20 protein-coding genes, 4 tRNA genes and 1 pseudogene are annotated in these 22817 nt (G+C 55.6%); 13 read left to right on the top strand and 12 right to left on the bottom strand.

Annotated features, from left to right (window positions below):
• Window positions 1-82 precede the first annotated feature (82 nt).
• The gene (locus ALO80_RS11025; RefSeq protein WP_055009030.1) at window positions 83-973 is read right to left on the bottom strand and encodes an alpha/beta hydrolase; all 891 of its coding nucleotides are present in this window, start codon (window positions 971-973) and stop codon (window positions 83-85) included.
• A gap of 118 nt (window positions 974-1091) precedes the next feature.
• On the opposite strand from ALO80_RS11025, the gene ALO80_RS11020 reads away from it, so the two are divergent.
• The 8 genes and pseudogenes from ALO80_RS11020 (at window position 1092) to ALO80_RS10985 (ending at window position 8543) form a co-directional block, all read left to right on the top strand.
• Entirely contained in the window at window positions 1092-1691 is a 600-nt protein-coding gene (locus ALO80_RS11020) for a TetR/AcrR family transcriptional regulator (protein ID WP_055009029.1), read from the top strand.
• Window positions 1692-1870: 179 nt separating this feature from the next.
• The gene (locus tag ALO80_RS11015) at window positions 1871-2953 is read left to right on the top strand and encodes an alkene reductase (RefSeq protein WP_055009028.1); all 1083 of its coding nucleotides are present in this window, start codon (window positions 1871-1873) and stop codon (window positions 2951-2953) included.
• A 44-nt stretch (window positions 2954-2997) separates the two neighbouring features.
• On the top strand, window positions 2998-3786 hold the full coding sequence (locus tag ALO80_RS11010; protein WP_054987766.1) for an SDR family NAD(P)-dependent oxidoreductase: 789 nt from the start codon (window positions 2998-3000) through the stop codon (window positions 3784-3786).
• A gap of 165 nt (window positions 3787-3951) precedes the next feature.
• The gene (locus ALO80_RS11005) at window positions 3952-4953 is read left to right on the top strand and encodes an NADP-dependent oxidoreductase (RefSeq protein ID WP_055009027.1); all 1002 of its coding nucleotides are present in this window, start codon (window positions 3952-3954) and stop codon (window positions 4951-4953) included.
• A 95-nt stretch (window positions 4954-5048) separates the two neighbouring features.
• A pseudogene (locus tag ALO80_RS11000) lies at window positions 5049-5861 on the top strand (oxidoreductase).
• A gap of 338 nt (window positions 5862-6199) precedes the next feature.
• Entirely contained in the window at window positions 6200-6385 is a 186-nt protein-coding gene (locus ALO80_RS31985; RefSeq protein WP_235812474.1) for an NYN domain-containing protein, read from the top strand.
• The gene (locus ALO80_RS10995) at window positions 6330-6719 is read left to right on the top strand and encodes an OST-HTH/LOTUS domain-containing protein (protein ID WP_235812471.1); all 390 of its coding nucleotides are present in this window, start codon (window positions 6330-6332) and stop codon (window positions 6717-6719) included. Before ALO80_RS31985 ends, ALO80_RS10995 begins: the two co-directional genes overlap by 56 nt.
• Before the next feature lie 330 nt (window positions 6720-7049).
• Complete coding sequence (locus tag ALO80_RS10985) at window positions 7050-8543, top strand: hypothetical protein (protein ID WP_144434215.1); 1494 nt, start codon at window positions 7050-7052, stop codon at window positions 8541-8543.
• A gap of 332 nt (window positions 8544-8875) precedes the next feature.
• Here ALO80_RS10985 and ALO80_RS10980 read toward each other — a convergent pair whose 3' ends face one another.
• The 3 genes from ALO80_RS10980 to ALO80_RS10970 all read right to left on the bottom strand — a co-directional run bounded on the left by ALO80_RS10980 (window position 8876) and on the right by ALO80_RS10970 (window position 12639).
• The gene (locus ALO80_RS10980; protein ID WP_055009024.1) at window positions 8876-10894 is read right to left on the bottom strand and encodes a DUF262 domain-containing protein; all 2019 of its coding nucleotides are present in this window, start codon (window positions 10892-10894) and stop codon (window positions 8876-8878) included.
• A gap of 222 nt (window positions 10895-11116) precedes the next feature.
• Window positions 11117-11710 (bottom strand): TetR/AcrR family transcriptional regulator, encoded by a 594-nt coding sequence (locus tag ALO80_RS10975; protein ID WP_055009023.1) that lies wholly within the window; start codon window positions 11708-11710, stop codon window positions 11117-11119.
• Window positions 11711-11937: 227 nt separating this feature from the next.
• Window positions 11938-12639 carry a glutathione S-transferase family protein gene (locus ALO80_RS10970; RefSeq protein WP_055009022.1) on the bottom strand — a complete coding sequence of 234 codons (702 nt, stop codon included), beginning with the start codon at window positions 12637-12639 and terminating at the stop codon, window positions 11938-11940.
• Between the two features lie 283 nt (window positions 12640-12922).
• Between ALO80_RS10970 and ALO80_RS10965 the strand changes: the two genes are divergently transcribed.
• Window positions 12923-15331, top strand: a complete 2409-nt coding sequence (locus ALO80_RS10965) for a DUF3772 domain-containing protein (RefSeq protein WP_055009021.1) — start codon at window positions 12923-12925, stop codon at window positions 15329-15331.
• Window positions 15332-15339: 8 nt separating this feature from the next.
• Here the strand turns inward: ALO80_RS10965 and ALO80_RS10960 are convergent.
• A tRNA-Arg gene (locus ALO80_RS10960) sits at window positions 15340-15416 on the bottom strand.
• A 316-nt stretch (window positions 15417-15732) separates the two neighbouring features.
• Here ALO80_RS10960 and ALO80_RS31400 point away from each other — a divergent pair.
• The 3 genes from ALO80_RS31400 (at window position 15733) to ALO80_RS10945 (ending at window position 16940) form a co-directional block, all read left to right on the top strand.
• Window positions 15733-15972: a hypothetical protein gene (locus ALO80_RS31400; protein ID WP_055009020.1), complete on the top strand. Its 240-nt coding sequence runs from the start codon at window positions 15733-15735 to the stop codon at window positions 15970-15972.
• A 36-nt stretch (window positions 15973-16008) separates the two neighbouring features.
• Complete coding sequence (locus ALO80_RS10950) at window positions 16009-16194, top strand: PA3371 family protein (protein ID WP_055009019.1); 186 nt, start codon at window positions 16009-16011, stop codon at window positions 16192-16194.
• Window positions 16195-16613: 419 nt separating this feature from the next.
• Window positions 16614-16940 (top strand): Arc family DNA-binding protein, encoded by a 327-nt coding sequence (locus ALO80_RS10945; RefSeq protein WP_002554423.1) that lies wholly within the window; start codon window positions 16614-16616, stop codon window positions 16938-16940.
• A 176-nt stretch (window positions 16941-17116) separates the two neighbouring features.
• Here the strand turns inward: ALO80_RS10945 and mgtE are convergent, their stop codons facing one another.
• Window positions 17117-18559, bottom strand: a complete 1443-nt coding sequence (gene mgtE, locus ALO80_RS10940) for a magnesium transporter (protein ID WP_054984333.1) — start codon at window positions 18557-18559, stop codon at window positions 17117-17119.
• 323 nt (window positions 18560-18882) lie between these two features.
• Here mgtE and bamE point away from each other — a divergent pair, with 323 nt between their 5' ends.
• A complete protein-coding gene (gene bamE, locus ALO80_RS10935) occupies window positions 18883-19371 on the top strand; it encodes an outer membrane protein assembly factor BamE domain-containing protein (protein WP_055009018.1) in 489 nt (162 codons plus the stop codon).
• Window positions 19372-19414: 43 nt separating this feature from the next.
• On the opposite strand, the gene ALO80_RS10930 is transcribed toward bamE, so the two are convergent.
• The 6 genes from ALO80_RS10930 to ALO80_RS10905 form a co-directional block, all read right to left on the bottom strand.
• Window positions 19415-19491, bottom strand: a tRNA-Arg gene (locus tag ALO80_RS10930).
• A gap of 87 nt (window positions 19492-19578) precedes the next feature.
• A tRNA-Arg gene (locus ALO80_RS10925) sits at window positions 19579-19655 on the bottom strand.
• A gap of 109 nt (window positions 19656-19764) precedes the next feature.
• Window positions 19765-19855, bottom strand: a tRNA-Ser gene (locus ALO80_RS10920).
• A gap of 62 nt (window positions 19856-19917) precedes the next feature.
• Window positions 19918-20106, bottom strand: coding sequence for a carbon storage regulator CsrA (csrA, locus tag ALO80_RS10915; protein WP_002554426.1), 189 nt, complete (start codon window positions 20104-20106; stop codon window positions 19918-19920).
• A gap of 174 nt (window positions 20107-20280) precedes the next feature.
• Window positions 20281-21513, bottom strand: coding sequence for an aspartate kinase (locus ALO80_RS10910; protein ID WP_005731386.1), 1233 nt, complete (start codon window positions 21511-21513; stop codon window positions 20281-20283).
• 91 nt (window positions 21514-21604) lie between these two features.
• Window positions 21605-22817 (bottom strand): alanine--tRNA ligase-related protein (locus tag ALO80_RS10905; RefSeq protein ID WP_235812470.1); only part of this gene is annotated, 1213 nt, incomplete at its 5' end.

Genomic DNA, 22817 nt, shown 5'->3' with positions numbered 1-22817 from the left:
CCCGTCAACCCGCCAGGATCCTGCTGGCAAGCCTGAGGTTACGAAACAGCGCGGCCCGGCTTAAAAAGCATGCTGAACACGTTCATCGTTCCAGCGCTTCGGACGTCGGCAGATGATTGTCCGGCTGCAGAAATTTCATGACTTCGGCAATAACCGAAGGATGATCGATCAGCCGGTTATGGCCCAATCCTTCAGTCGTAAAGAGCTGTGCTCCGGGCCATAGCTTTGCGAACCGGGCACCCTTCTCCCACGGGGTTTCACGGTCGTGCCGGTCGTGGATAACCAACGCAGGAAGATCAAATACATGCAATCGCAGAGAAGCGTCGTAGTCCGCAAAACGCCGGCCGCTCAGCGCATACAAGTACCCTTCAAAAGGTACAAACACCTTATGGGCCACACCCACAGCATCAAACTGTTGAAACACGCTGTCAGCCGGCGCAAGGAACGGCGCAATCAACACAAATCGTTCGGGACACCACTGTTCTTCCTGAGCGAAGACGATTGACGAAGCGCCCAGCGAATGCCCGATTACGGCCGTCGGCCTGCCAAAATGGCGCCCGACCTGCCGAAGTATGTCCACAAATTGCGGCATATGGCTGATAGTGCCGCTGCTCAGCCCATGAGCAGGCTGGTCAAAACCCACCACTGCATACCCCATTGATCGTAACAACGGCACCCACTCGATAAAACGCATCGCGTAGCTTGACCATCCGTGAGCGAGTAATACATAAGGCTGGCTGGACGGATCTCCCCACACATAAGTGGCTACCTTGTTTCCGTTCAGCTCCAGGGTATCCATTCGCGCATCCGGCGATGTGCTCAGTAATGCGGCAGCCTTTGCACGCCCGGCAACCTGAGGTGTAACGAAACGTCGGGCAAGGTGTCTTCCAGTGGTGCCCGGTAGAATACGGCTGGCAAGCATGAACGTGCCACGCAACGCCAGTAATCGAAGCCTTTTGGTGATTTTGCTCATCAGTATTCTCCGCCACCGGCCACAAGGTCTGGCGCAATTAGAGCAGCGTATCTTGTCACTGACAAGATACAATTACTCCACGGGCGTATAACTTTTGTTTCATGACAGGGAGCTTTACATGCCGGTCTCGGACACTCCGCGTACCTACCACCACGGCAACTTGCCAACTGTCTTGCGTCAGGCGGCCTGGGATATTGTTGGCGAAACGGGCATACGCGGACTCTCTTTACGCGAATGCGCCAGACGGGCGAATGTCTCTCACGCGGCGCCTGCACACCACTTCGGCTCTCTGGAAAACCTGCTGGCAGAAGTCGTGGCAGATGGTTACGAGCGCATGGTCGACGCTATCCGTGTCGCACAACGGGATCTTGGCGACTGTATCCTGGGCTGCGGGATGGGCTATGTAAATTTCGCCAGACACTACCCTCAGCACTTTCGGTTGATGTTCGGGATGTCAGGCATCAACCGCACGTTGCCCAGACTTCTCTCTTCAAGCGAAGCCACGTTACAGCTGCTTCGTCAGTCGATACGCACGGCATGGATAGAAAAAAACGGTACCGAACCCGACCCGACAGTCCTTGAGCAACGCACCTTCCTGGCCTGGAGCACCGCGCACGGATACGCCTCATTGACGATCGACAGAAAGCCGGATGAGTTTTCTGCCGTCTCGGCCGAGTCGATATTCAAGCCGATGACCCCTTTTCTGCTTACACCGTAGCGCGCCAGAACAGCGGAGATGCCTGAGCGCACGTGATTTGTCATGGCCATACCTTGACGACCTGAGCGTCGAGCATGCCGTGGATTTTCGAATATTGATGTTGATCAACATCAATACGTTGACATTTTAGATTTCGATCGTAATCATAGCGTCCATCACCACCCCGGAAGATGAACGCTATGTCCGAGAAAACGCTTTTCGAACCCTACACCTTAGGCAATCTGACGCTGGCGAATCGTATCGTGATGGCACCACTGACCCGCAACCGTGCGGGTGCCGGCCTGATCCCTACAGAGCTGACAGCGACCTACTACGCACAAAGGGCCTCTGCCGGACTGATCATTACCGAAGCGACGCAGATTTCTCCCCAGGCTCAGGGTTACCAGAACACACCGGGGCTTTACACGTCAGAGCAAATCGCTGCATGGCGCAAGGTGACTGACGCGGTGCACGCGGCAGGCGGGCGTATCTTCGTGCAGCTCTGGCACGTAGGCCGGGTTTCTCACGTTGACCTGCAACCGGACGGCGCAGCGCCTGTCGCACCGTCAGCCATCCGGGCGCAGACCAAAACCTTCGTCAATAACGAATTTTCAGACGTGTCCGAGCCGCGCGCGCTGGAGCTGAGCGAACTGCCAGGTATCGTCAACGACTTTCGTCAGGCAGCGGCAAATGCCATTGCAGCAGGCTTCGACGGTGTCGAAATCCATGGTGCCAACGGGTACTTGCTTGATCAATTCATCAAGGACAACGCCAACCTGCGCACCGATGCCTACGGTGGCTCGGTAGAGAATCGCGCGCGCCTGCTGCTGGAAGTCGTCACTGCCGTGGTCAAGGAAATCGGTGCACAACGCACTGGCGTCCGGCTATCGCCGGTTTCTCCTGCCAACGGGGTTTCCAGCAGCGATCCCCAGCCACAGTACGAGTACATCGCCGAGCAGCTCAACGCGCTGGGCATTGCCTACATTCACGTAATAGAAGGTGCCACGGGCGGATCGCGGGATATTGCTCCGTTCGACTACAGCGCGCTACGTCAGCGCTTCGAGCACACCTACCTGGCCAACAACGGTTACGACCTCGACCTCGCAACGGCCCGTCTCGACGCCAGGCAGGTGGACCTCGTTGCCTTTGGCCGTCCGTTCATCAGCAACCCTGACCTGATCGAGCGCCTGAAAACCAGTGCACCGCTGACAGAGCTCAACCCGGCCACGCTCTACGGCGGCGGCGCTGAAGGTTATATCGACTACCCCACCATCGCAGGCTGAAACCCGCGACTTCTCTCATCGCCTCTCATGCAAGGACATTCTCGATGACTACGCTCTCCACTGTTCTGATCACTGGCGCTTCCAGCGGTATTGGTGCCGTTTACGCCGAGCGATTTGCCCGCCGCGGCCACAACCTGGTGCTTGTCGCACGTGACAAGCCACGTCTGGACGCCCTTGCGGCAAAACTGAGTGCAGAAAACGACGTTGCTGTCGAAGTGCTTCAGGCCGACCTTACCCAGGCCGCCGACCTCGCCGCACTCGAAACTCGCCTGCGTGACGATGCCCGGATCGGCGTTTTGATCAATAACGCTGGCATGGCGCAATCGGGCGGGTTCACTCAGCAAAGCGCCGAGGCCATTGAAAAGCTTATCGCACTCAACGTGGTTGCTCTGACACGACTCGCGGCAGCGGTGGCCCCACGCTTTGCACAATCGGGCAGCGGTTCAATCGTCAACCTTGGGTCAGTGGTGGGCTTTGCGCCAGAGTTCGGCATGACCGTATACGGTGCTACCAAGGCCTACGTGCTGTTCCTGTCCCAAGGCATGAACCTGGAATTATCGCCACAAGGCGTTTACGTCCAGGCAGTACTGCCGGCGGCCACCCGCACCGAAATCTGGGAGCGTGCCGGGATCGACGTCAACACTCTTTCAGAGGTGATGGACGTCGAAGAACTGGTTGACGCAGCGCTGGTGGGCTTCGACCGCCGCGAACTGGTCACCATCCCGCCGCTGCACGTTGCGGATCGCTGGGACGCTCTGGATGGAGCGCGGCAAGGATTGTTGTCGGATATTCGACAGGCGCAGGCCGCAGAGCGCTATCAAGCAGAAGCCTGAACAGGATCGAGTCACGATATAACCCCTGCAGGCGCAACGCGTGATGTACCCCGGACGCCGTATCGAGGACTGTGAAGTTCGACGTCCATATCGTCCGGGTCACGCCCATGCCCCACTTTTCACTTGCCCCACCTCATTGTTCGATACCACTGGAATCAGCGCGTCATGAAAGCACTCACCTTCGGAAACTATGGCAAGACGCCTGATATTGCGATTGCGCATGTTCCTGTACCGACCATCAGGCCTGACGAATTGTTGGTGGAAGTTCACGCTGCCGGGTTGAACCCGATCGACAACATGATCACCACGGGCGTGTTCAAATCTGTCCTCAAGTACGAACTGCCCGCCGTCATGGGCAGTGACCTGTCCGGCGTGGTCATCGAGGTTGGCAGCGCCGTAACTCGTTTCAAGGCCGGTGATGCCATTTTCGCCAGCCTCTTCGACCTCGGAAAAGGCGCCATCGCCGACTTTGCAGCGGTCCCGGAGCACGCTGCCGCACTTAAACCGGCGAATCTGGACTTCGTACAAGCAGCCTCCATTCCGATGGTTGGACTGACCTCCTGGCAAGCCTTGAAAGAGCGCGCCAATCTTCAACCCGGACAAAAGGTATTCATCCCTGCGGGGTCTGGCGGCATCGGTACTTTCGCCATCCAGCTGGCAAAACACTTGGGCGCCAACGTGGCTACGACCACCAGCAACGTGAATGTAGCGCTGGTCAGCAGCCTGGGCGCAGATAACGTCGTGAACTACAAAGAGCAGGCCTTCGAAAACATACTGCACGGTTACGACCTGGTACTGGGCACCACCCGAGGAGACACCCTTAAAAAAGCTGTCGGCATCCTCAAACCCGGAGGCAGGATCGTATCCCTCATTGGTCCACTGGATAAAGCATTCGCCAAAACCCGCCGGATGAATGCCTTATTCACGTTTATCTTCGGGCTGATGAGCCACTCGATCAGGCGACGTGCCAGAAAACACAAGGTCTCCTACTCGTTTTTGTTCATGCGCCCGGACGGTGCTCAACTGGAGAACATTGCCGAGTTACTTGAAAGTGGGCAAATCAAACCGGTCATTGACCGGGTCGTTTCGCTTGAACAAGCACACACCGGACTTGAATACCTGGCCCTGGGTCGCGCCAAAGGCAAAGTCGTTGTAAAGATCAGGTGAATAAAGCGAACTTTCCTCTGTCCGTGACCGACCCATTCAACTATCAGCATGGCCACGCTATCTGCATCCAGCCTTTTAAGCATTGGAGGTATTAAATGAGTACATCGTCCAAAAAAACGGCCATTGTCACCGGCGCATCATCCGGAATTGGTCGCGCGACAGCCGAGGCACTGGCGCAATCGGGTTATACCGTATTTGGCACAAGCCGCAAGATTGGCGACAGTTCGGCCGAGGTGTCCATGCTCACGTGCGACGTGACCAGCGATGACGCTGTCAGCGCTCTCGTTTCCAACGTGCTCGCACAGACCGGGCGAATCGACCTGTTGGTCAACAGCGCGGGTATAGGCCTGTTGGGTGGCGCTGAAGAATTCTCCATCCCCCAGGTGCAGGCACTGTTCGATGTCAATCTGTTCGGCATCATTCGCATGACCAATGCAGTATTACCGTCGATGCGCAAACAGGGCCAGGGACGCATTATCAATATCGGATCGATCCTGGGGTTGATCCCCGCGCCCTACTCTTCTCATTATTCGGCGGTCAAGCACGCGCTCGAAGGCTATTCGTAGTCCCTCGATCACGAGGTACGAGCCTTCAATATTCGGGTCTCGGTCATCGAGCCAGCATTTGTACGAACCGTCTTCGATCAAAACAGCATCGAGCCGGACTCGCTGTTGAAAGAATACGATCAGGCCAGAGCGGGCGTCAGGTCACTGCTGGCCGACGTGATGCCGAAAGCCGATTTGCCCGACGTTGTGGCGGCTGTCGTGCTGAAAGCCGCTGAGGATTCACGTCCCAGGCATCGATACGCGGCCGGCAAGACAGCGCGCCAAATCAGCATACTGCGTCGCTTTGCGCCTGCTGGCGTATTTGACAAGAGCCTGCGCAAGCAATTTCGTTTGCCGGTTTGAATCCAGGGTATGTGATGGCGGCGTGAGCGTCTGATATGCATTGATCGAGAGGCATGAAAAGACAATCGTTTCAGGCTCGCTGTTCAAGAGTGGTAAGGGCGTTCCGTTTTTTTAGCTGCGAACTTCAAGGCTTAGAAAAATCAGTTCCCTATCTGACTGTCTGGTGATTCAGGCATTTTAGCGCTGCAGGGCATGCAGGGGGCGGAGCCCCAGGCGCTTTACTGTGCAATGACTAGAATAAAAGCCACACGCCAGCACTCGAAAAGGATATCGCCTTGGCCTTACCTGACACGCTCCGCCTCGCAGTACTCATTGACGCTGACAACGCCAGTTCTTCAGTGGCTAAAGAGCTTTTAGAGGAAGTTGCTAAATACGGTAACGCAACGGTAAAGCGCGCATACGGCGACTGGACGACCCAACACCTGACAGGCTGGAAAAATCACCTGCATAAACATGCCATTCAGCTGATTGGCGACCCGCCTGAGGGAGGCAGGCAAAAGGGTTTATGGTCTGGGCGAACGTAAAATACCTGACACGTTCATTGGAGCCTGCGACAAATTTATTTTCTTTGAGGTATTGAAAAAGCCAACCCGGAACACCGCGCCTGTGGCCATCGCTAACCTACCGGACCAGAGAGAAATCCTGACCTTGGCTATCGAGGAAAAGGCTCGTGACCACGGCTGGGCAGCACTGGGTGGGGTCGGTGCCTATATTTCCAAAAACCACGCTTCATTCGATGCAAGAAACTATGGGTTCACAAAACTGGGGCCTTTGGTTCGTGCCCAGAACACTATCGTAATCAAAGAAATACCGGATGGAGAGATTACTCATATTCACGTTCGGCTGAGCAACGCATGATCCTATGGCATTGCTTGAAAGCCAGGTTTCTTCCACTCCCGGCAAGACCGTGTCGAAGCAAACAAAGGGCTGTAGACGCTGGGGAAACGACGCTGAATACGCGACCGCTTCCCTCACAAAAGGCGTCGAACACGCTTACGCACTCGCCCAGACAATGAATGAGGCTCCGAATCTGATCGTTGCCTCGCCACAGATAGCCGCCTTGACGACCGCAGTAGTCTTTCCGGTCATCCCGTGTGAAACGAAGCCCACTGATAAATTCACTTAGCTTGAAACATCGCGTTGTGCCAACACGATTATCCAGCCTCGAGTTTTCGTGATGATCCTTCAGTGGTATTTTTCGTTTCTCATCGTTTTTTATCAAGTAAAGGATTGCTCGTCTTGATCAAACCCAGAAGCCTGAATAAGCAAAATGAGTTGCCCGATCACTTCGAAAATGTGGAATACCTTAGTGCTGTAGATGTCCACGACGACGATGAAGATCTCGCGCAGGCTGGTTACTGTAGAGTGACCTTTGACGCAATACCTATGAAGATCCTGCCCTTTTTGCGGCGAGCGAAATCCCAGGACATCATCAACGATTCAGATAACGCATTGAGCTTTCTGCTCATGGAAGCAGTGATCCCCATCCCTCTTTTCGAACAGACGGTAAGAGTGGGTGGCTGGTGCTCGATTACCGTTTCAGAAAACCCTGTAATGCAACAAGGCTTTCTTAGCGCCACCGCGCTTGAGTTTTCTGGAAGCGAGGAGCAGCCTGCTCCTACGATTCTTTACGTGAGAATCAATCCCTCCGTACCTGATGCAAAAGACCTGCACGCCTTAAAACGGGTCATCGAGTGTCGCCACCATCACAGTGCACCGAGTGAATACCAGGGTGACCCACCGGGCAATGGCGTTTACGTCGCAGTCTATGATGTCGGTCAGGCTAATATGTGTGCCATCCTCGATAACAATTACCAACCCAAAGCGTTCTTTGATTTCGGCTGGCCCATTGGTTTCTATCGCCGATCACTGCCGGGTTGCCAAAACTTCGATCCGCTCGAACGTGACGACCCCGTTCACCCCGCTCCGGTTTTTCTTTCACACCTGGATTGGGATCATTGGGGGTACGCTTACGAATCCGGCCGCCCTACCAAGGATACGCGTGGCTTCTGGAAAACGAAGGTGACCTATCGAGCAGGCGCACTACAGCGTGCATGGGTTATGCGTCGACCTTCGGGCAGACTAAAACTGGGTGCCAGCCATGCGCATTTAATGTACGCGTTGCAGAATCAGGTGCTGAATGATGGAAGCCGCGCACTGAAGTTTTGGCCTCCCGCTCAAACGCACTTTCAATGGGGAGCATGTACCGTGTTCACTTGCAACCCCATTGCCGGTGCGCATGACACCCAGTACCTTCGCAATAACGAAGCCTTGGGCATGTTGGTGGAAAACCCGCAAAGCTACTACTTCAGACGCGTACTGCTCTGTGGGGATGCTGATTACACCTCTATTTCCGCAGCATTCAAGCAAAACCTTGGGGGTATAGTCGCGCCTCATCACGGCGGTCGAGTAACCCCACATTCGATCCCGGCACCCGACGTGGACGCAGGCACATACCGCTACATGGTCTTCTCAACTCATGATGGCTGCTACTCTACAATACCGTCGAATGACACGATCACCGAAGCATTGGCCTTGGGCTGGAAGATCTCCCGGACTGACTCTCGATTGGATTGCCACTGTGGTGTCGGCAAAAGACGAAACCGTTGGTTTGCACTGGCCAGCTATAAAACGCCTGGCCCCTGGCATCTTCCTGCATGCCTTTGCCTGGCGTTGCATTGATTCATACACCGGTCAGTGAAATCCAGGGGCAGGTTTACAGGACGGTTTATGGGGATCTTTCGAGTACTTACCGTTCAACAATCTGTCGCTCGCGTCCACTGCGCCAAGCGTCAGGGCATCATGCCTCGCGAGACTAAGCCGGCTGCCGTTTATTCGGCAGCAGTTGGCCGATTTCACTTGCCCGCAGCGTTGCCAAGGTGTGCAGCTGGGAAGTGGCAGTTGCCTACCCCAGACCCGCGCGACCCGACTTTGACAATCACAAGGTGCCTGCCCATCAAGGCAGACACTTTTTCGCTGATCTGGCTCACCCAAACCGCCCTTGCAATCAAACGTCACTTACTCAGAGCTTGCTTCAGGCCCCGCGTAGAAAATTTTCCGGCCTTTCCCTCCTTGATGGCGTGCTCTTGCTGGCCAAAGCACAGCGGCAAATAACTTTTCAAATCGTCGGGCGTGTTCGTCAGTTTAATGTCCCAGCGCCGCTCGATGAACTTGAGTAACGCAACACCGCGCACGGCAATGCTCTGTGCACTCCAATCGCGAAATTCCTGAGCGACTTCAGTCGCAGAATAACTTGCGTTTTCGTAGCGAGCACGCTTACCCGTCTCGGTTCGTCCCTGCTTGATGCTGTAGGCATCATTCGAGGCTGCTGCGTTGCTGCTGCGAGACAGGAACAACAGATTACCGAGCGAGTTTTGCAGTGCTTTGGTAATGCGTAGGTTGCGGTTTGAGCGACCGTCCACCGGAATCTTTTCATCCCAGTAGGCTTTGCCATGCCCGGAGGGATTCTGGGGGAAAATATGCTCGACCGTTTCATCGAAATGAAAGTCCGACCATGCAATCTTCACGGGGTTGTTGCCATCCTTGTGGAAACTGGCCTCGTACTCGTAAAGGGCCAAACGGGTAAAGTCCCATTTATAGAAACCATCGCCATTTTGAAATCGACGTTCGATATGCGTTTGCAGCTGGAACGGGAAGAACAACCCGGGCCACTTAAAATCGTTATCGTCGTAGCGTCCATCGTCATATTCGGTATTGCTTGCATAAGCCCTGACCAGGCGCGAAACGAGTTGAACGGCGCCCTTACTGTCGAGCTTTCCGATCCCGTGGTCTTCAGCGAGGAAGCCGTCCCTGCCGGGTTTCAACAACGTATAGGCAGCCGATTCCATATCGGCCCTGCCCGCCGTTCCTCTAATTCCTGAGAGTCTCAAAACGACCACAATGAACCGCTCGATCTCGACCAATAGCGCTTCGACACATGCCAAGGCACGCGCGTGTTCACGCGGGGTGTTCATCGCACCACGGATGTCGCTTGAGGCGCGCAAATAGGCCGAAAGAATAAGGGGCTTGAAAAAAGCAAAACCGGCATGCTCTAAACGGTTCAGTTGTTTTTGGTGGCCCGGCGGCATAAGCGCAGGAGAGTGGATATGCGACCACCAGACGGCAGCGGCTTCCAGACTTTGAATATAGTCCCGGATGAACGCGAACGTGGTCTGCTCAACACCCACCGCGAACACCTGATTGAACAACGTATTTTCCAGCCAGTCCGCCTCGCGCTTGCGCTTGAAGTAGGCCGTCGCGTGCGCCAACAAAAACTCATCGTCCTGATGTTGCGTTTTTTCGCTGTGCCCCAACGCCCGGTAGATACCCTTCCATGCGCTGTGAACATGGTCACGCAGAGCCGCTGTATCCTCACCCGGTCGCGCAGCGAAAGTAGAAAGATAAATGAGCCTGTTTTTCAACAGCTCCATTTTTGATAAAGGCCGCCCGCGATTATTCAACGTTTCAAACGCGACGTGGATATCCAACGTGGGAGACACTGCCAGCAAGAACAAACAAAACCGATCAAGCATCAGGTCCAGCGATTGCCGAACCACCTCATCAGGCAGTGCGTGTACCAGGTCGGCATAAAACTCGGAGGCGGCTTTCAGATTCAAGGCATAGCTTGACGGCTCGCGCGACAGACTGGCTTCGAAGATAGGGTCGTTCAGCACATAGAAATTAAAATAATTTTGCAGTTCCTGATTGTCTTGAAAGTCTACAGCGTAGCGTTGCGATGGTTCGCCAAGGCGAGCGCGCAGTACATTGGCGAGGATCATCACTGTCATCAGCCGCTGCTGACCATCGACGACCTCGACACTTGGCCTCTCTTTCTTCTGAGGGCAGTTACGCACCAGCATCATGCCAATAAAGTGCTGCTCAACCCCGCTGCCCGCTACATTGCGGATGTCTCGCCAAAGCGCCTGCCATTGGCTTTCGCTCCAGGAGTATCCCCGTTGGTAGTCGGGAATCAAAAAACTGTAGTGATCGAGAACTTCACCAATATGACGAAGCATTGCATCGCTGGGTGGCATGGGCCGTCCTTGGAAATGAGGTGTTTGGTTATCGGTAAAAAGCAGGAACCGCGAGAGGGGAATTCAATATCTTGAACGACATACTTTGCAAGCCCTAAGTGCGGCTGAAGTACGGAGGGATGCTCCGGACAATTGCGGAACCGGATACTCTGTGATGACGAGAGTGAACATGGCGATTCAATGGACACGCCGCGGCTTCGCAGAACCGGTTGGCGTCGAACGTCAGGCCGCTGGCAGCACTGATCCGGCCTCTTTGGCCGGCAGCGGTCCACAGAGACGGTAGGTGTCGATCAATGTGTCAAAAAGGGCAATGTCCGACTGGCTTCTCGCAATGAGTTGAGCGCCCGCTACTGCTGAAAAAATCGCCTGCGCCCGCACCATGCTGTCCGACGGCGTGCAGACGTTAGCCGTTACCAGAAGCTTGCTCAGCCAGGCAATATTGACCTGGGCAAAAAGCTGGATTTCCTGAATCATTTCGGGCGGTAAATTGTCGGTTTCCGCACCTACAAAACTGCCCAGGCAAAGGCGGTTTTCAGCCTCCAGCGAGCGCCGGAAAATTTCCGGGAAACGGTGCAACGCTTCGATGGGGTCAGGTGTTTCTTCAGAGATGGTCTCAAGTGCAGCAGCACCGTCCTCCCAGTATCGTCTGGCAACCTCGACGCCCAGATCAGCCTTGCTGGGGAAGTGGTAGTAAATACTGGCCGGCTTGATTCCGACCTGGGCTGCCAGATCGCGAAAGTTCAGGCCGTTGTACCCCTGTGACTGCGCGATGTTTCTCGCGGCTAGCAGAATCGCCTCTCGGGCATTGATGGTCATCGTAGTGCCTTGTACTGCAGACGCGTTTCTGGGGACGGACACATGCTAATTCAAAAACCTGGCGGTTGTCAGGTAGAACGGTGGAGAGGCATGCGCGCAAGGCATCCGCTGCCAATGAAGCGATCGGCTGAGCAGTTCACTATTGATTTCTCCCTACCTTGAAATACTGCCGTCGGGAACGTTATGCACAACGTTCCCGACGATAAGGTGCGCGCCCGACAGGTCAATCACTCGGCTGGCGAGTCCAACTCAGGAATACCGCTGCTGCGATCAGCATAGGCCGCCTGAAAACCCGGGCGTTTCTGCCAGCGTTTCCAGTATGAGTCCAGAAACTCGAAACGCTCATCCAGCGGTGTGGCGTTGACTGGAAACTTGGAAAAGGCAATGGCGGTTGCAAGCGTGATGTCCGCGAAAGTAGGCGCATCACCGCCCAACAGCCACTCACGGCCGTCGGCAAGATGACGGTTTACCAATGCTGCGTGTGTCAGCGCCTCCTTACGGCAGTGCTCGCCCCATGCTTCGTTTTTGGTCAGTTCAAGTTTGAAGCCGAGCCCGGTGTGCAGGACATGAAAAGCTGTAACGATCCGATAGAGGATATGCACCCAGATCCGGTTATCCCACATGTTATCGAGGCCCTGCTCCAAAGCTCCCTCGCCCATGATCTTGCGGCCCGGATAAGACTGATCCAGATAGCGGGCGATGGCTGCCGTTTCGGAAATGAAGCTGCCGTCTGCCAGTTCGAGGGTCGGCGTTTCCCCCCACGGGTTCATATTGAGATGACGCCAGCCACGCTGCTCTCCGCCAGGTGTCATGTCATAAATAGTTTCGTCGAACTGATCGGCAATGCCTTTCTCGTGGATAAACAGGCGCAAGCGCTGAGGATTCGGAAAAGCTGAAGGGGATGTGAAAAGCCGCAATTTAGAAGTCATGGAAGGGCCTGTGAAATGGGGAGGAGACCTACCTAACTACCGCTAGGTAGCTAAACCATAGCACATGACCGCGCCCCGTCAATGCCCTACCTAACATTCGTTAGGTAAATCACCGTGACGCCTCATCTCTCGTTGAGCTGTATTTCCAGCGCTCAAACACTAGGGCCTTGATATTCTACCCGCTGTACTCAAATGACTCGTGAGTGCAGCTCAAAGACAGACTAGACCAAAGCCTGAAATACACAGGCCTTGCCAGGTCGCACAGTGCCAAGAAGGGAAAAGAATGCAGCACGCTTCGCTGAACCGTTTTCGTATTGGGCTGCTCGCCTTGCTTTTGCTCTGCATGGCCTTGCCAGCCTTTGCCCAGAATATCCCCGCGCCCCAAGCCGATAGCGCCAGCAGTGCACCGCCTGTAGTCGATGCCCCGAGCCTGGACGACCTGAGCGAGCAGCTTGATCAGATCCGTCAGAAAGTGACGGGCAACGCCAACGATGACCTGCTTTCAAGCCTGCGACAGGCGGCTTTACAGGTTCAGAAACAAGCCGACAATCTGATTGCCCGGCAAGCTGTCGACATCGAGCACCTGGATGACCAGCTCAACATTCTCGGGCCAATGCAACCGGACGAAGCGCAAAGTCTGACCAGCCAGCGCAAGACGCTGACCGCTCAAAAAAACGCATTGGTCAATGACGAGCGCCAGACCAATGCGCTAAGCCAGTCAGCCCGGGATCTGGCTACGCAGATATTCAACCTGCGTCGCAGCCTCTTCGATTCGCAGATCAGCACGCGGACGGCGAGTCCGCTTAGCTCGGCGTTCTGGTCCACGCTGATTCGCCCTACCGATGACGACCTGGGACGCTTGAACAGACTTCTGGTCGATGTCCGTCAAGTGCTCAATAGCGCGATTGCACCGGAAAATCGTGTGCAGCTCGTCAGCGTGGTGATGGGCGCGTTGTTCATATGGGTGGTGGTACGACGCTTGCTGGAACGCTTGCTGATCTGGTCGATGATTCGCTGGCTACCGGAAGGCCGCCTGCGCCGCAGCGCTCTGGCGCTGGCCGTAGGGCTTTCGACCATTCTCACCATCACCGTTGCCACTTCACTGCTGCGCTGGGGAATAGTGCGCAATGCGGTGCTCAGCAATGACGTGGTCAACCTGCTTGATCAGGTGCAGACGCTGATCACCTTTTGCGCTTTCATTGTCGGTCTGGGGCGAGCACTGCTGATGTTGCCGCACGCCTCGTGGCGCCTGCCGCAAATTCCTGACGAAATCGCCACGGCGATGGGCCGCTTCCCGCCCGCGTTGGCGCTGGCACTCATGATTATCGGCACGCAAGAGCGAATCAACAGTGTTATAGCCAGTAGCCTGGCGCTGACCGTAGCGGTCAATGGCCTGACAGCACTGGCGGTGTCCCTGGTGTTTTTCTATGCCTTGGTGCGCTACCGCCGAACCCGGCGACGCTTTCAGCTGGAACGCCTTGGCGGATTTGCCGGGCTGATTCCTTTTGTCGTTGCGGTGTGGGTCGGACTGAGTTTGCTGGCATTGTTGAGCGGCTACCTGACACTGGCTTACTTTCTCGCGGTAAAACTGCTTTGGGTAAGCGTGGTAGCGTCCACTGCGTACCTGTTGATCGCCTGCTTCGGTGACATCTGCGAAACCCTCTTGTCGCCCAGACAGCCCGGCGGCATGGCACTGGGTTCGGCGTTGGGCTTGTCCGCACGCCATCAGGCCCAGGCAAGTACCCTGCTGGCGGGTATAGGCCGCACCTTGCTGCTGCTGACCGCAGTGCTGCTGGCTTTCCTGCCTTCAGGCTCGAGTCCGGGCGATCTGCTCGCAAGTTTTACTCAGCTGGATGTCACGTCCAAATCCCTCGGCAACCTGAACATCGTGCCCAGCGATATTCTGATGGCGTTGATTTGCCTGGTTGTTGGCCTGCTGGGCGTGCGTGTGCTCAAGGAATGGTTTGGAGAGCGCCTCCTGCCAGAGACCAACATGGACGCAGGAATGCAGGCCTCGCTGGTGACCTTGATCGGTTACATCGGCTTTGTATTGGTCGTGGCCGTGGTGATGTCCACGCTCAAGATCAGCCTGACCAACCTGACCTGGGTGGTCAGTGCCCTGTCGGTGGGGATAGGTTTCGGCCTGCAGGCCATCGTGCAGAACTTCATCTCCGGCCTGATTCTGCTGACCGAGCGTCCGGTCAAAGTCGGCGACTGGGTGAGCCTGGCAGGGGTCGAAGGCGATATTCGCCGGATCAACGTGCGCGCGACCGAAATCCAGATGGGCGACCGCTCGACGGTGATCGTGCCGAACTCGCAGTTCATCACGCAAAACGTACGCAACGTCACCATGGGCAACGCATTGGGGGTGGTCGGAATCACCCTTACCCTGCCTCTGGAAACAGACGTTCTGCAGATACGCGAACTGCTGTTGCAGGCCTTTACCGAGCATGAAGCAATACTCGACGCGCCCGCGCCTTCAGTGACCTTCAAAGACCTGACCAATACCGGCTTGATTATCAGCGCCAGCGGCTACGTGAACAGCCCGCGCTCGGTGGGTGGCGCACGGAGTGATCTGTTGTTTACCGTTCTGGGGCGTCTGAGGGAGCTGGGTGTAGCGCTGTCTGCGCCACAAAGCATGGTGTTGATCAATGAGGGGGCTGGAAAAGAGGCGCCAGAGGAGAATCAATAACACTTATATGGTGTCCCAGGCGGGGTTCGAACCTGCAACCTTCCCCTTAGGAGGGGGATGCTCTATCCAATTGAGCTACTGAGACACTGCGTGCCGACACACCGATCGGTGCCAGCGAGGACGGCGTGCATCTTAGCGGCATGTGCCGCTTTTGTCATGTCGTCATTGCCCATCGACGCTGTAGCCGATGTCGCGCTGAAATACGGCTGAATAAACCGATCATGCAATTTGCAATCCCCCAAAAAGCCATCATTGCAAAATGCACTGCACATCACTTTTTTAAAATTTATAAACATCTGATTTTTAAGGATTTTTTATCAATTTCCGGTTGGCATGCAGACTGCATTATCAGTATCAGTGAACACATCTCATCCCAAACGGTCGGGCACAGGTACTGGAAAATGAACAAGACTCTCTCAGCGTTGAATGCGGCAGCTCTGGTGGCTCTGGTGGCATTTCACTTCCAGGATTCCGGTGCCAAGGATACGCAGGTTACTGCACCTGCCCCTGTTCACCATCAGATCAGCCATGCGCCCCAGTTGGCAATCATGACTGACCGCGTCGCCAGCGCAGCTATGCTGGCCAATGACGATGATGAGTCACTTCAGATGCCACGTGCTGAACAGCGCTGGATCTTCTGAGAACGCTTGAATCCGCCATCCTGAGAGAGAGTAGCCATGTCAAAATCCGCGTTATCATTTTTGGTTCTTGCGATCATGGCTGTGGTCGTTGATCTGTTGCTTCCTGCTAACGCGAAAGGCATGAGTATCGCTGCGAATGCCGCTGCCGGTGTGTTCGCCAGCCTTTTTGTGGTCGCGCTGTTTTTGGGCCGTCGCTTCAAGTTCGACCCGGTTCTTCGCTGATACCTGCGCTTCACGGCAACCCGTTCTTGCGGCGAGCGTCACGCCTCGCGCCCAGATACTTCCCCTCATCTACGCTGGCCAACCCTTGGTCGGCTCATTTCTTTTGCGCTGAATTCCGACCAGCTCCCAGAGTCAAATAGCCATGATGGCAAAAAGAAGCTCGGTGATGTGCCTGTTTAGTCAGGGGCAAATGCAGCGACTTTGCAAATTTGCTCGCATTTCTGATAATTGGTGCTGGCCAAACGCCGCCACCTGAGTCAATATTTGTCACAGAATTGACGCCAAGGATTCGACGTATTACGGCATGATGTCGGCCCCTTGGAACCCCGGTTGAACATTTGGCCAAAATGACTGTCTCACGATGACAATCTTGCGGCCACTTGCTAGAACCGCTTCCCCTGAACTAACCGGTTAAATATATGAGCCCTATGAAACAGGCTACTTATTCCAGCCGCACGGCTGACAAGTTCGTCGTTCGCCTACCAGACGGCATGCGTAATCGCGTGCAAGAGGTAGCCAAGAATCATCACCGCAGCATGAACTCGGAAATCATTGCTCGCCTCGAACAAAGTCTGATTCAGGAAGGTGCTCTTGGTGATGAACCAAGCCTGCGTCTTGACAGTCCTGAGCTGTCCTTGCACGAACGCGAGCTGCTGCAACGTTTTCGTCAGCTTTCACATCGTCAACAGAACGCACTTGTTTCGCTGATTGCTCATGACACGGAACTCGCTTCCGAAGAGTCCTGAGATTTGGCGTAACAGACAAAGGCCAGCGCAAGCTGGCCTTTTTCGTTGTAGCCATTTTCGTTATTAGTCGTGGGCGTTAGTGCAGTTATGTGACACCGTGAGATGCGTCGCCACTAAAAAAAACCGCCTGATCATGGCGGTTTTTTAGTTTCACGGTCGCGGCTGAAACCGCAGTTCTAGAGCAGAAAGATCGTCGCCAGCCCGAGGAAGATGAAGAAACCTCCACTGTCGGTCATCGCCGTAATCATGACGCTTGCGCCCATCGCCGGGTCTCGCCCCAAACGTGCAAGCGCCATAGGGATGGAGACGCCCATCAATGCTGCGAGCAAAAGATTGAGCGTCATGGCTGCAGTCATGACCACACCCAGCGACCAACTGCCATACAGCATGTAGGCGACCACCCCGATCACCCCACCCCAGATCAGACCGTTGATCAGGCCTACAGCCAGCTCCTTGCGCAGCAATCGAGCCGTATTACCGGTATTCACCTGATCCAGCGCCATCGCCCGCACAATCATGGTGATGGTCTGATTGCCGGAGTTGCCACCAATACCAGCCACAATTGGCATCAGCGCAGCGAGCGCCACCAGTTTCTCGATGGAGCCTTCGAACAGGCCGATAACGCGCGAGGCCAGGAAGGCCGTCACCAGATTGACGGCCAGCCAGGCCCAACGGTTGCGCAGGGAGCGCCATACGGAGGCGAAGATATCTTCCTCTTCGCGCAGACCCGCCATGTTGAGGACTTCGCTCTCGCTCTCCTCACGAATCAGGTCGACCATTTCATCAATGGTCAGTCGGCCAATGAGCTTGCCGTTCTTGTCCACAACCGGCGTGGAGATAAGGTCGTAACGCTCGAACGCCTGGGCGGCATCGTAAGCATCGTCTTCCGGGTGAAAGCTGACCGGATCGTTGGCCATGACTTCGCCAACCTGCTTCTCCGGGTCATTGACCAGCAGACGCTTGATCGGTAGCACGCCCTTGAGCACGCCTTCGGAATCGACCACGAACAATTTGTCGGTGTGACCCGGCAGCTCTTTCAGTCTGCGCAAGTAGCGCAGTACAACTTCAAGGCTGACGTCCTCACGGATCGTCACCATCTCGAAGTCCATCAGCGCACCGACCTGATCCTCGTCATAGGACAAAGCCGAGCGGACACGTTCGCGCTGCTGTGAATCCAGCGCTTCCATCAGTTCGTGAACAACGTCGCGGGGCAACTCGGGAGCGAGGTCGGCCAGTTCGTCGGCGTCCATGTCCCGTGCCGCCGCGAGCAACTCGTGATCGTCCATGTCGGCGATCAGGGTTTCACGAACGGAATCGGATACTTCAAGAAGAATGTCGCCGTCGCGCTCGGCCTTGACCAGCTGCCATACGGTCAGACGGTCTTCCAGAGGCAGCGCTTCGAGGATATAGGCGACGTCGGCAGAGTGAAGGTCTTCGAGCTTGCGTTGCAACTCGACGAGGTTCTGCCGGTGAACCAGGTTTTCTACACGGTCCTGATGCTGACCTTCCTGACGATGGGTCAGGTCTTCAACAATACGCTGGCGCTGCAGCAGATCGACAACCTGAGCCAGGCGATCCTGCAAGCTTTCCTGCGTTTTTTTTACTTCTCTTTCGGTCATAGGCGAACTCCACTCCCAGCAGCGGAGCACGCCGGGAGATCAATCAGTTAATTCATGATTGTTGAAAAACATTATTGAGTAACGACTGGGTAAGTCCATGGAGGTGTTCCACAAGCCCCGGCGGAGCTGACGGGCGCAATGATACACCGCTTTGAGCGAAGCGCATGCGAGAAATTCAGCTTATAACAACCGTTTGCAGCGCAAACCTGCACAACTCTGTAAGCCAGCCAGGGTTCGACGTCACATTCAGCCAAAAAAACACGCTCGCCCTGTCCAGAGGCCGCAGTTAGGCTTTCACGACACCCGTCATGGAGGACCCGAACATGCGCGTAGCCGCCCATCTATTACTGTGGAGCACCCTGCTCTGCCTTCCGGAACCTGCAACCGCCAGCAGCGTTCACCGTTGCGAGGACGCGTCCGGAAAGATCATGTTCACTACCCTGGGATGCCCCGAAGGCTACAGCACGCGCCTACAGAGAGCCTTCAATGCATCACCGGGAACCAGGATTGATTTACTCCCGCCCGGAAACAGTTCACCACCGCGCCAAAAACTCTCAAGCCAGGAAGTGGTGGTGGTTGGCACACGCGATGATGGCTGCGGCAACCGCTTGAGCGCCGAACAGCGCAGGGCAGCGATTATCAACCAGCGCACACCTCCCGGCATGACTCAACGTGATGTCGAAAGCCTGCTGGGCCGCCCGGACAAAGTCACCAACCGTAATGGCGAGCTGCATTACGTGTACCACCAGAAAAAGGGTCGCAGCAATAATGTGACATTTGACGAAAACGGATGCGTTAAAGGAAAACGCTAGAAAGCAAAAAGCCCACATCTTTCGATGTGGGCTTTTCGTTGTATGGTGCACTCGACAGGATTCGAACCTGTGACCGCTCGGTTCGTAGCCGAGTACTCTATCCAGCTGAGCTACGAGTGCATTGGTGTTTTTAGACCAGATCACCTCTGGTTGAAGCCAGTTATCGGAAACCTTGTAATTACTTACAAAACTTCAGACAACTTTAAATGGTGCACTCGACAGGATTCGAACCTGTGACCGCTCGGTTCGTAGCCGAGTACTCTATCCAGCTGAGCTACGAGTGCATGTGTTGGTGCCGCGCATTATAGGTCGTAAAATTGTTTAGTCAAGCACTTTTTCTAGTAAATTCAACAACTTACCGATCAAGCCCAATCTTACGCACTACATAAATAATGGCGGAGAACGGGGGATTCGAACCCCCGACACCCTTTTGAGGTGTACTCCCTTAGCAGGGGAGCGCCTTCGGCCACTCGGCCAGCTCTCCGCAACACGGGGCGTATAATAACCACCCTTTTCCCCGTTTGCAAACCAAAAATTCAATAAAAATTAATGGCTTGGTTCTTCGTCCTTCTCTTTCTTGATGCGAAGGTAAATCTCTTCACGGTGGACAGCGACTTCCTTGGGCGCATTGACCCCAATACGCACCTGATTACCCTTCACTCCGAGCACGGTCACGGTAATCTCACCGTCACCAATGATCAGGCTTTCCGCGCACCGACGAGTCAGAATCAGCATACTTTTCTCCTTACGCCTTTTTTATTCAGGGACAACAGTCTGCAAACCGGCAGGCATAGAACCATGGCGCAATGCCATAGCCGTTACCTGTATATCGACTAACGCAAAGAAAACCACAGCCTTTCTGCGCAGCACCCGAAAGGCGCGATCACGCCGCGCCTTTCGACGACAGGGTCACTCACCCTGCCGCGGAGCATCCAGCTCAAAGGCCGTGTGCAACGCGCGCACAGCCAACTCCAGATACTTCTCTTCGATGACCACGGAAACCTTGATTTCCGACGTGGAGATCATCTGTATATTGATACTCTCCTTGGCCAATGCTTCAAACATGCGGCTGGCCACGCCTGCGTGCGAGCGCATGCCGACACCGACAATGGACACCTTGGCGATCTTGGTGTCGCCGGACACTTCACGAGCGCTGATTTCACGCGCTGTAGTCTCAAGCACCTGCAAGGCCGCCTGATAGTCATTGCGATGGATCGTGAAGGTGAAATCGGTGGTGTTATCGTGCGAGACATTCTGCACGATCATGTCCACTTCGATATTGGCCGCGCTGATCGGGCCGAGAATCTTGAACGCTACGCCGGGGGTGTCTGGCACACCACGGATGGTCAGCTTGGCTTCATCGCGGTTGAAGGCGATGCCGGAAATGATCGGCTGTTCCATGGATTCCTCTTCATCGATTGTAATAAGGGTGCCCGGCCCCTCTTTGAAGCTGTGCAGAACGCGCAGCGGGACATTGTATTTGCCGGCGAACTCGACCGCACGGATCTGCAGCACCTTGGAGCCGAGGCTGGCCATTTCCAGCATCTCCTCGAAGGTGATCTTGTCGAGGCGCTGAGCTTGCGACACGACACGCGGGTCTGTGGTGTACACACCATCGACGTCGGTGTAGATCTGGCACTCGTCAGCTTTCAGGGCTGCGGCCAGCGCGACACCCGTGGTGTCCGAACCACCACGGCCCAGGGTCGTGATGTTGCCGTGCTCATCGACACCCTGGAAACCGGCGACCACCACCACACGACCTGCTTTCAGGTCGGAGCGGATCTTCTGGTCATCGATCTGCAGGATGCGCGCCTTGTTGTGCGCGCTGTCGGTAAGGATACGCACCTGATTGCCGGTGTAGGACACCGCAGGCACGCCGCGCTTCATCAGCGCCATTGCCAACAGCGCAATGGTGACCTGCTCGCCCGTGGAGACGATGACGTCCAGTTCACGAGGAACCGGCTGATCACTGATCTGCCTGGCCAGCTCGATCAGACGGTTGGTTTCACCGCTCATGGCCGACAGTACGACCACCAGGTCGTCACCCGCCTCACGGAATTTCTTGACCTTGTCGGCCACCTGCTCGATGCGCTCTACGGAGCCCACGGAGGTGCCGCCAAATTTTTGTACGATTAAAGCCATCTCAAAGCCGCCTCAGAACCCGTTAAGAGCACCCATTAACATTCAAATCCTTGCAAGGCCTGCCAGCAAACGACAGGCCTGCAGATCTGACTCAGATACCCTGCTCTACAAAAGGAACGGCCAGTGCCAGCGCTGAGTCCAGCGCACCTGCATCGACACCGCCGCCTTGAGCCATATCAGGACGACCACCGCCTTTGCCACCGACAGCGGCGGCCGCCTGCTTCATCAAATCACCGGCTTTGAGTTGGCCAGTCAGGTCCTTGGTCACGCCTGCGACCAAGACAACCTTGTCTTCATGGACACTGCCGAGCAGGATCACTGCGCGGCCGAGCTTGTTCTTCAACTGGTCGACAAGCGCCAACAACGCCTTGCCGTCCTGACCATCCAGGCGCGTGGCCAGAACCTTGACCCCTTTGACGTCCAGCGCGGCAGACGACAGGTCGTCACCGGCCGCACTGGCAGCCTTGGCTTGCAGTTGTTCCAGTTGTTTTTCCAGCAGACGGTTGCGCTCAAGCACAGCCGTCAACTTGTCCAGCAGGTTGTCGCGATTGCCTTTGATCAGCGTCGCGACTTCCTTGAGTTGATCCTCGGCCGAATTCAGCCAGGCCAGCGCAGCAGCACCGGTGACCGCTTCGATACGGCGCACGCCAGCAGCGACACCGCCTTCACTGACGATCTTGAACAGCGAGATGTCACCGGTACGCTTGGCGTGGATGCCACCGCACAGCTCGACGGAGAACTCGCCCCCCATGCTCAGCACCCGAACGCTGTCGCCGTACTTCTCGCCGAACAGCGCCATTGCACCTTTCTTCTTCGCCGTGTCGATATCGGTTTCTTCCGTCACCACCGGTGTGTTTCTGCGAATCTCGGCGTTGACTATATCTTCCAGCGCACGCAGTTGCTCGGGCTTGATCGACTCGAAATGGCTGAAGTCGAAGCGCAGACGCTGGCTGTCGACCAACGAGCCTTTCTGTTGTACGTGCTCACCCAGCACCTGGCGCAATGCGGCGTGCAACAAGTGAGTGGCCGAATGGTTCAATGCGGTTGCATCGCGAACCTCATCGGACACTTGTGTTTCAACCTGTGCGCCGATGCTCAGGCTGCCGGCAGCCACCACACCGTGGTGCAGAAAAGCGCCGCCGGTCTTGGTGGTATCACTGACATCGAAACGTACATCACCGGCCTGCAGGAAACCACTGTCACCAATCTGACCGCCCGACTCGGCGTAGAACGGGGTGATATCGAGAATCACCACGCCCTCTTCGCCTTCATTCAGGTGGGTGACCGCCTGACCTTCCTTGTAC

It is taken from the genome of Pseudomonas caricapapayae (assembly GCF_001400735.1).
GTDB lineage: Bacteria > Pseudomonadota > Gammaproteobacteria > Pseudomonadales > Pseudomonadaceae > Aquipseudomonas > Aquipseudomonas caricapapayae.
Note: the sequence above shows the minus strand (reverse complement) of the source record. Positions and strands in the feature narration are given on the sequence as shown.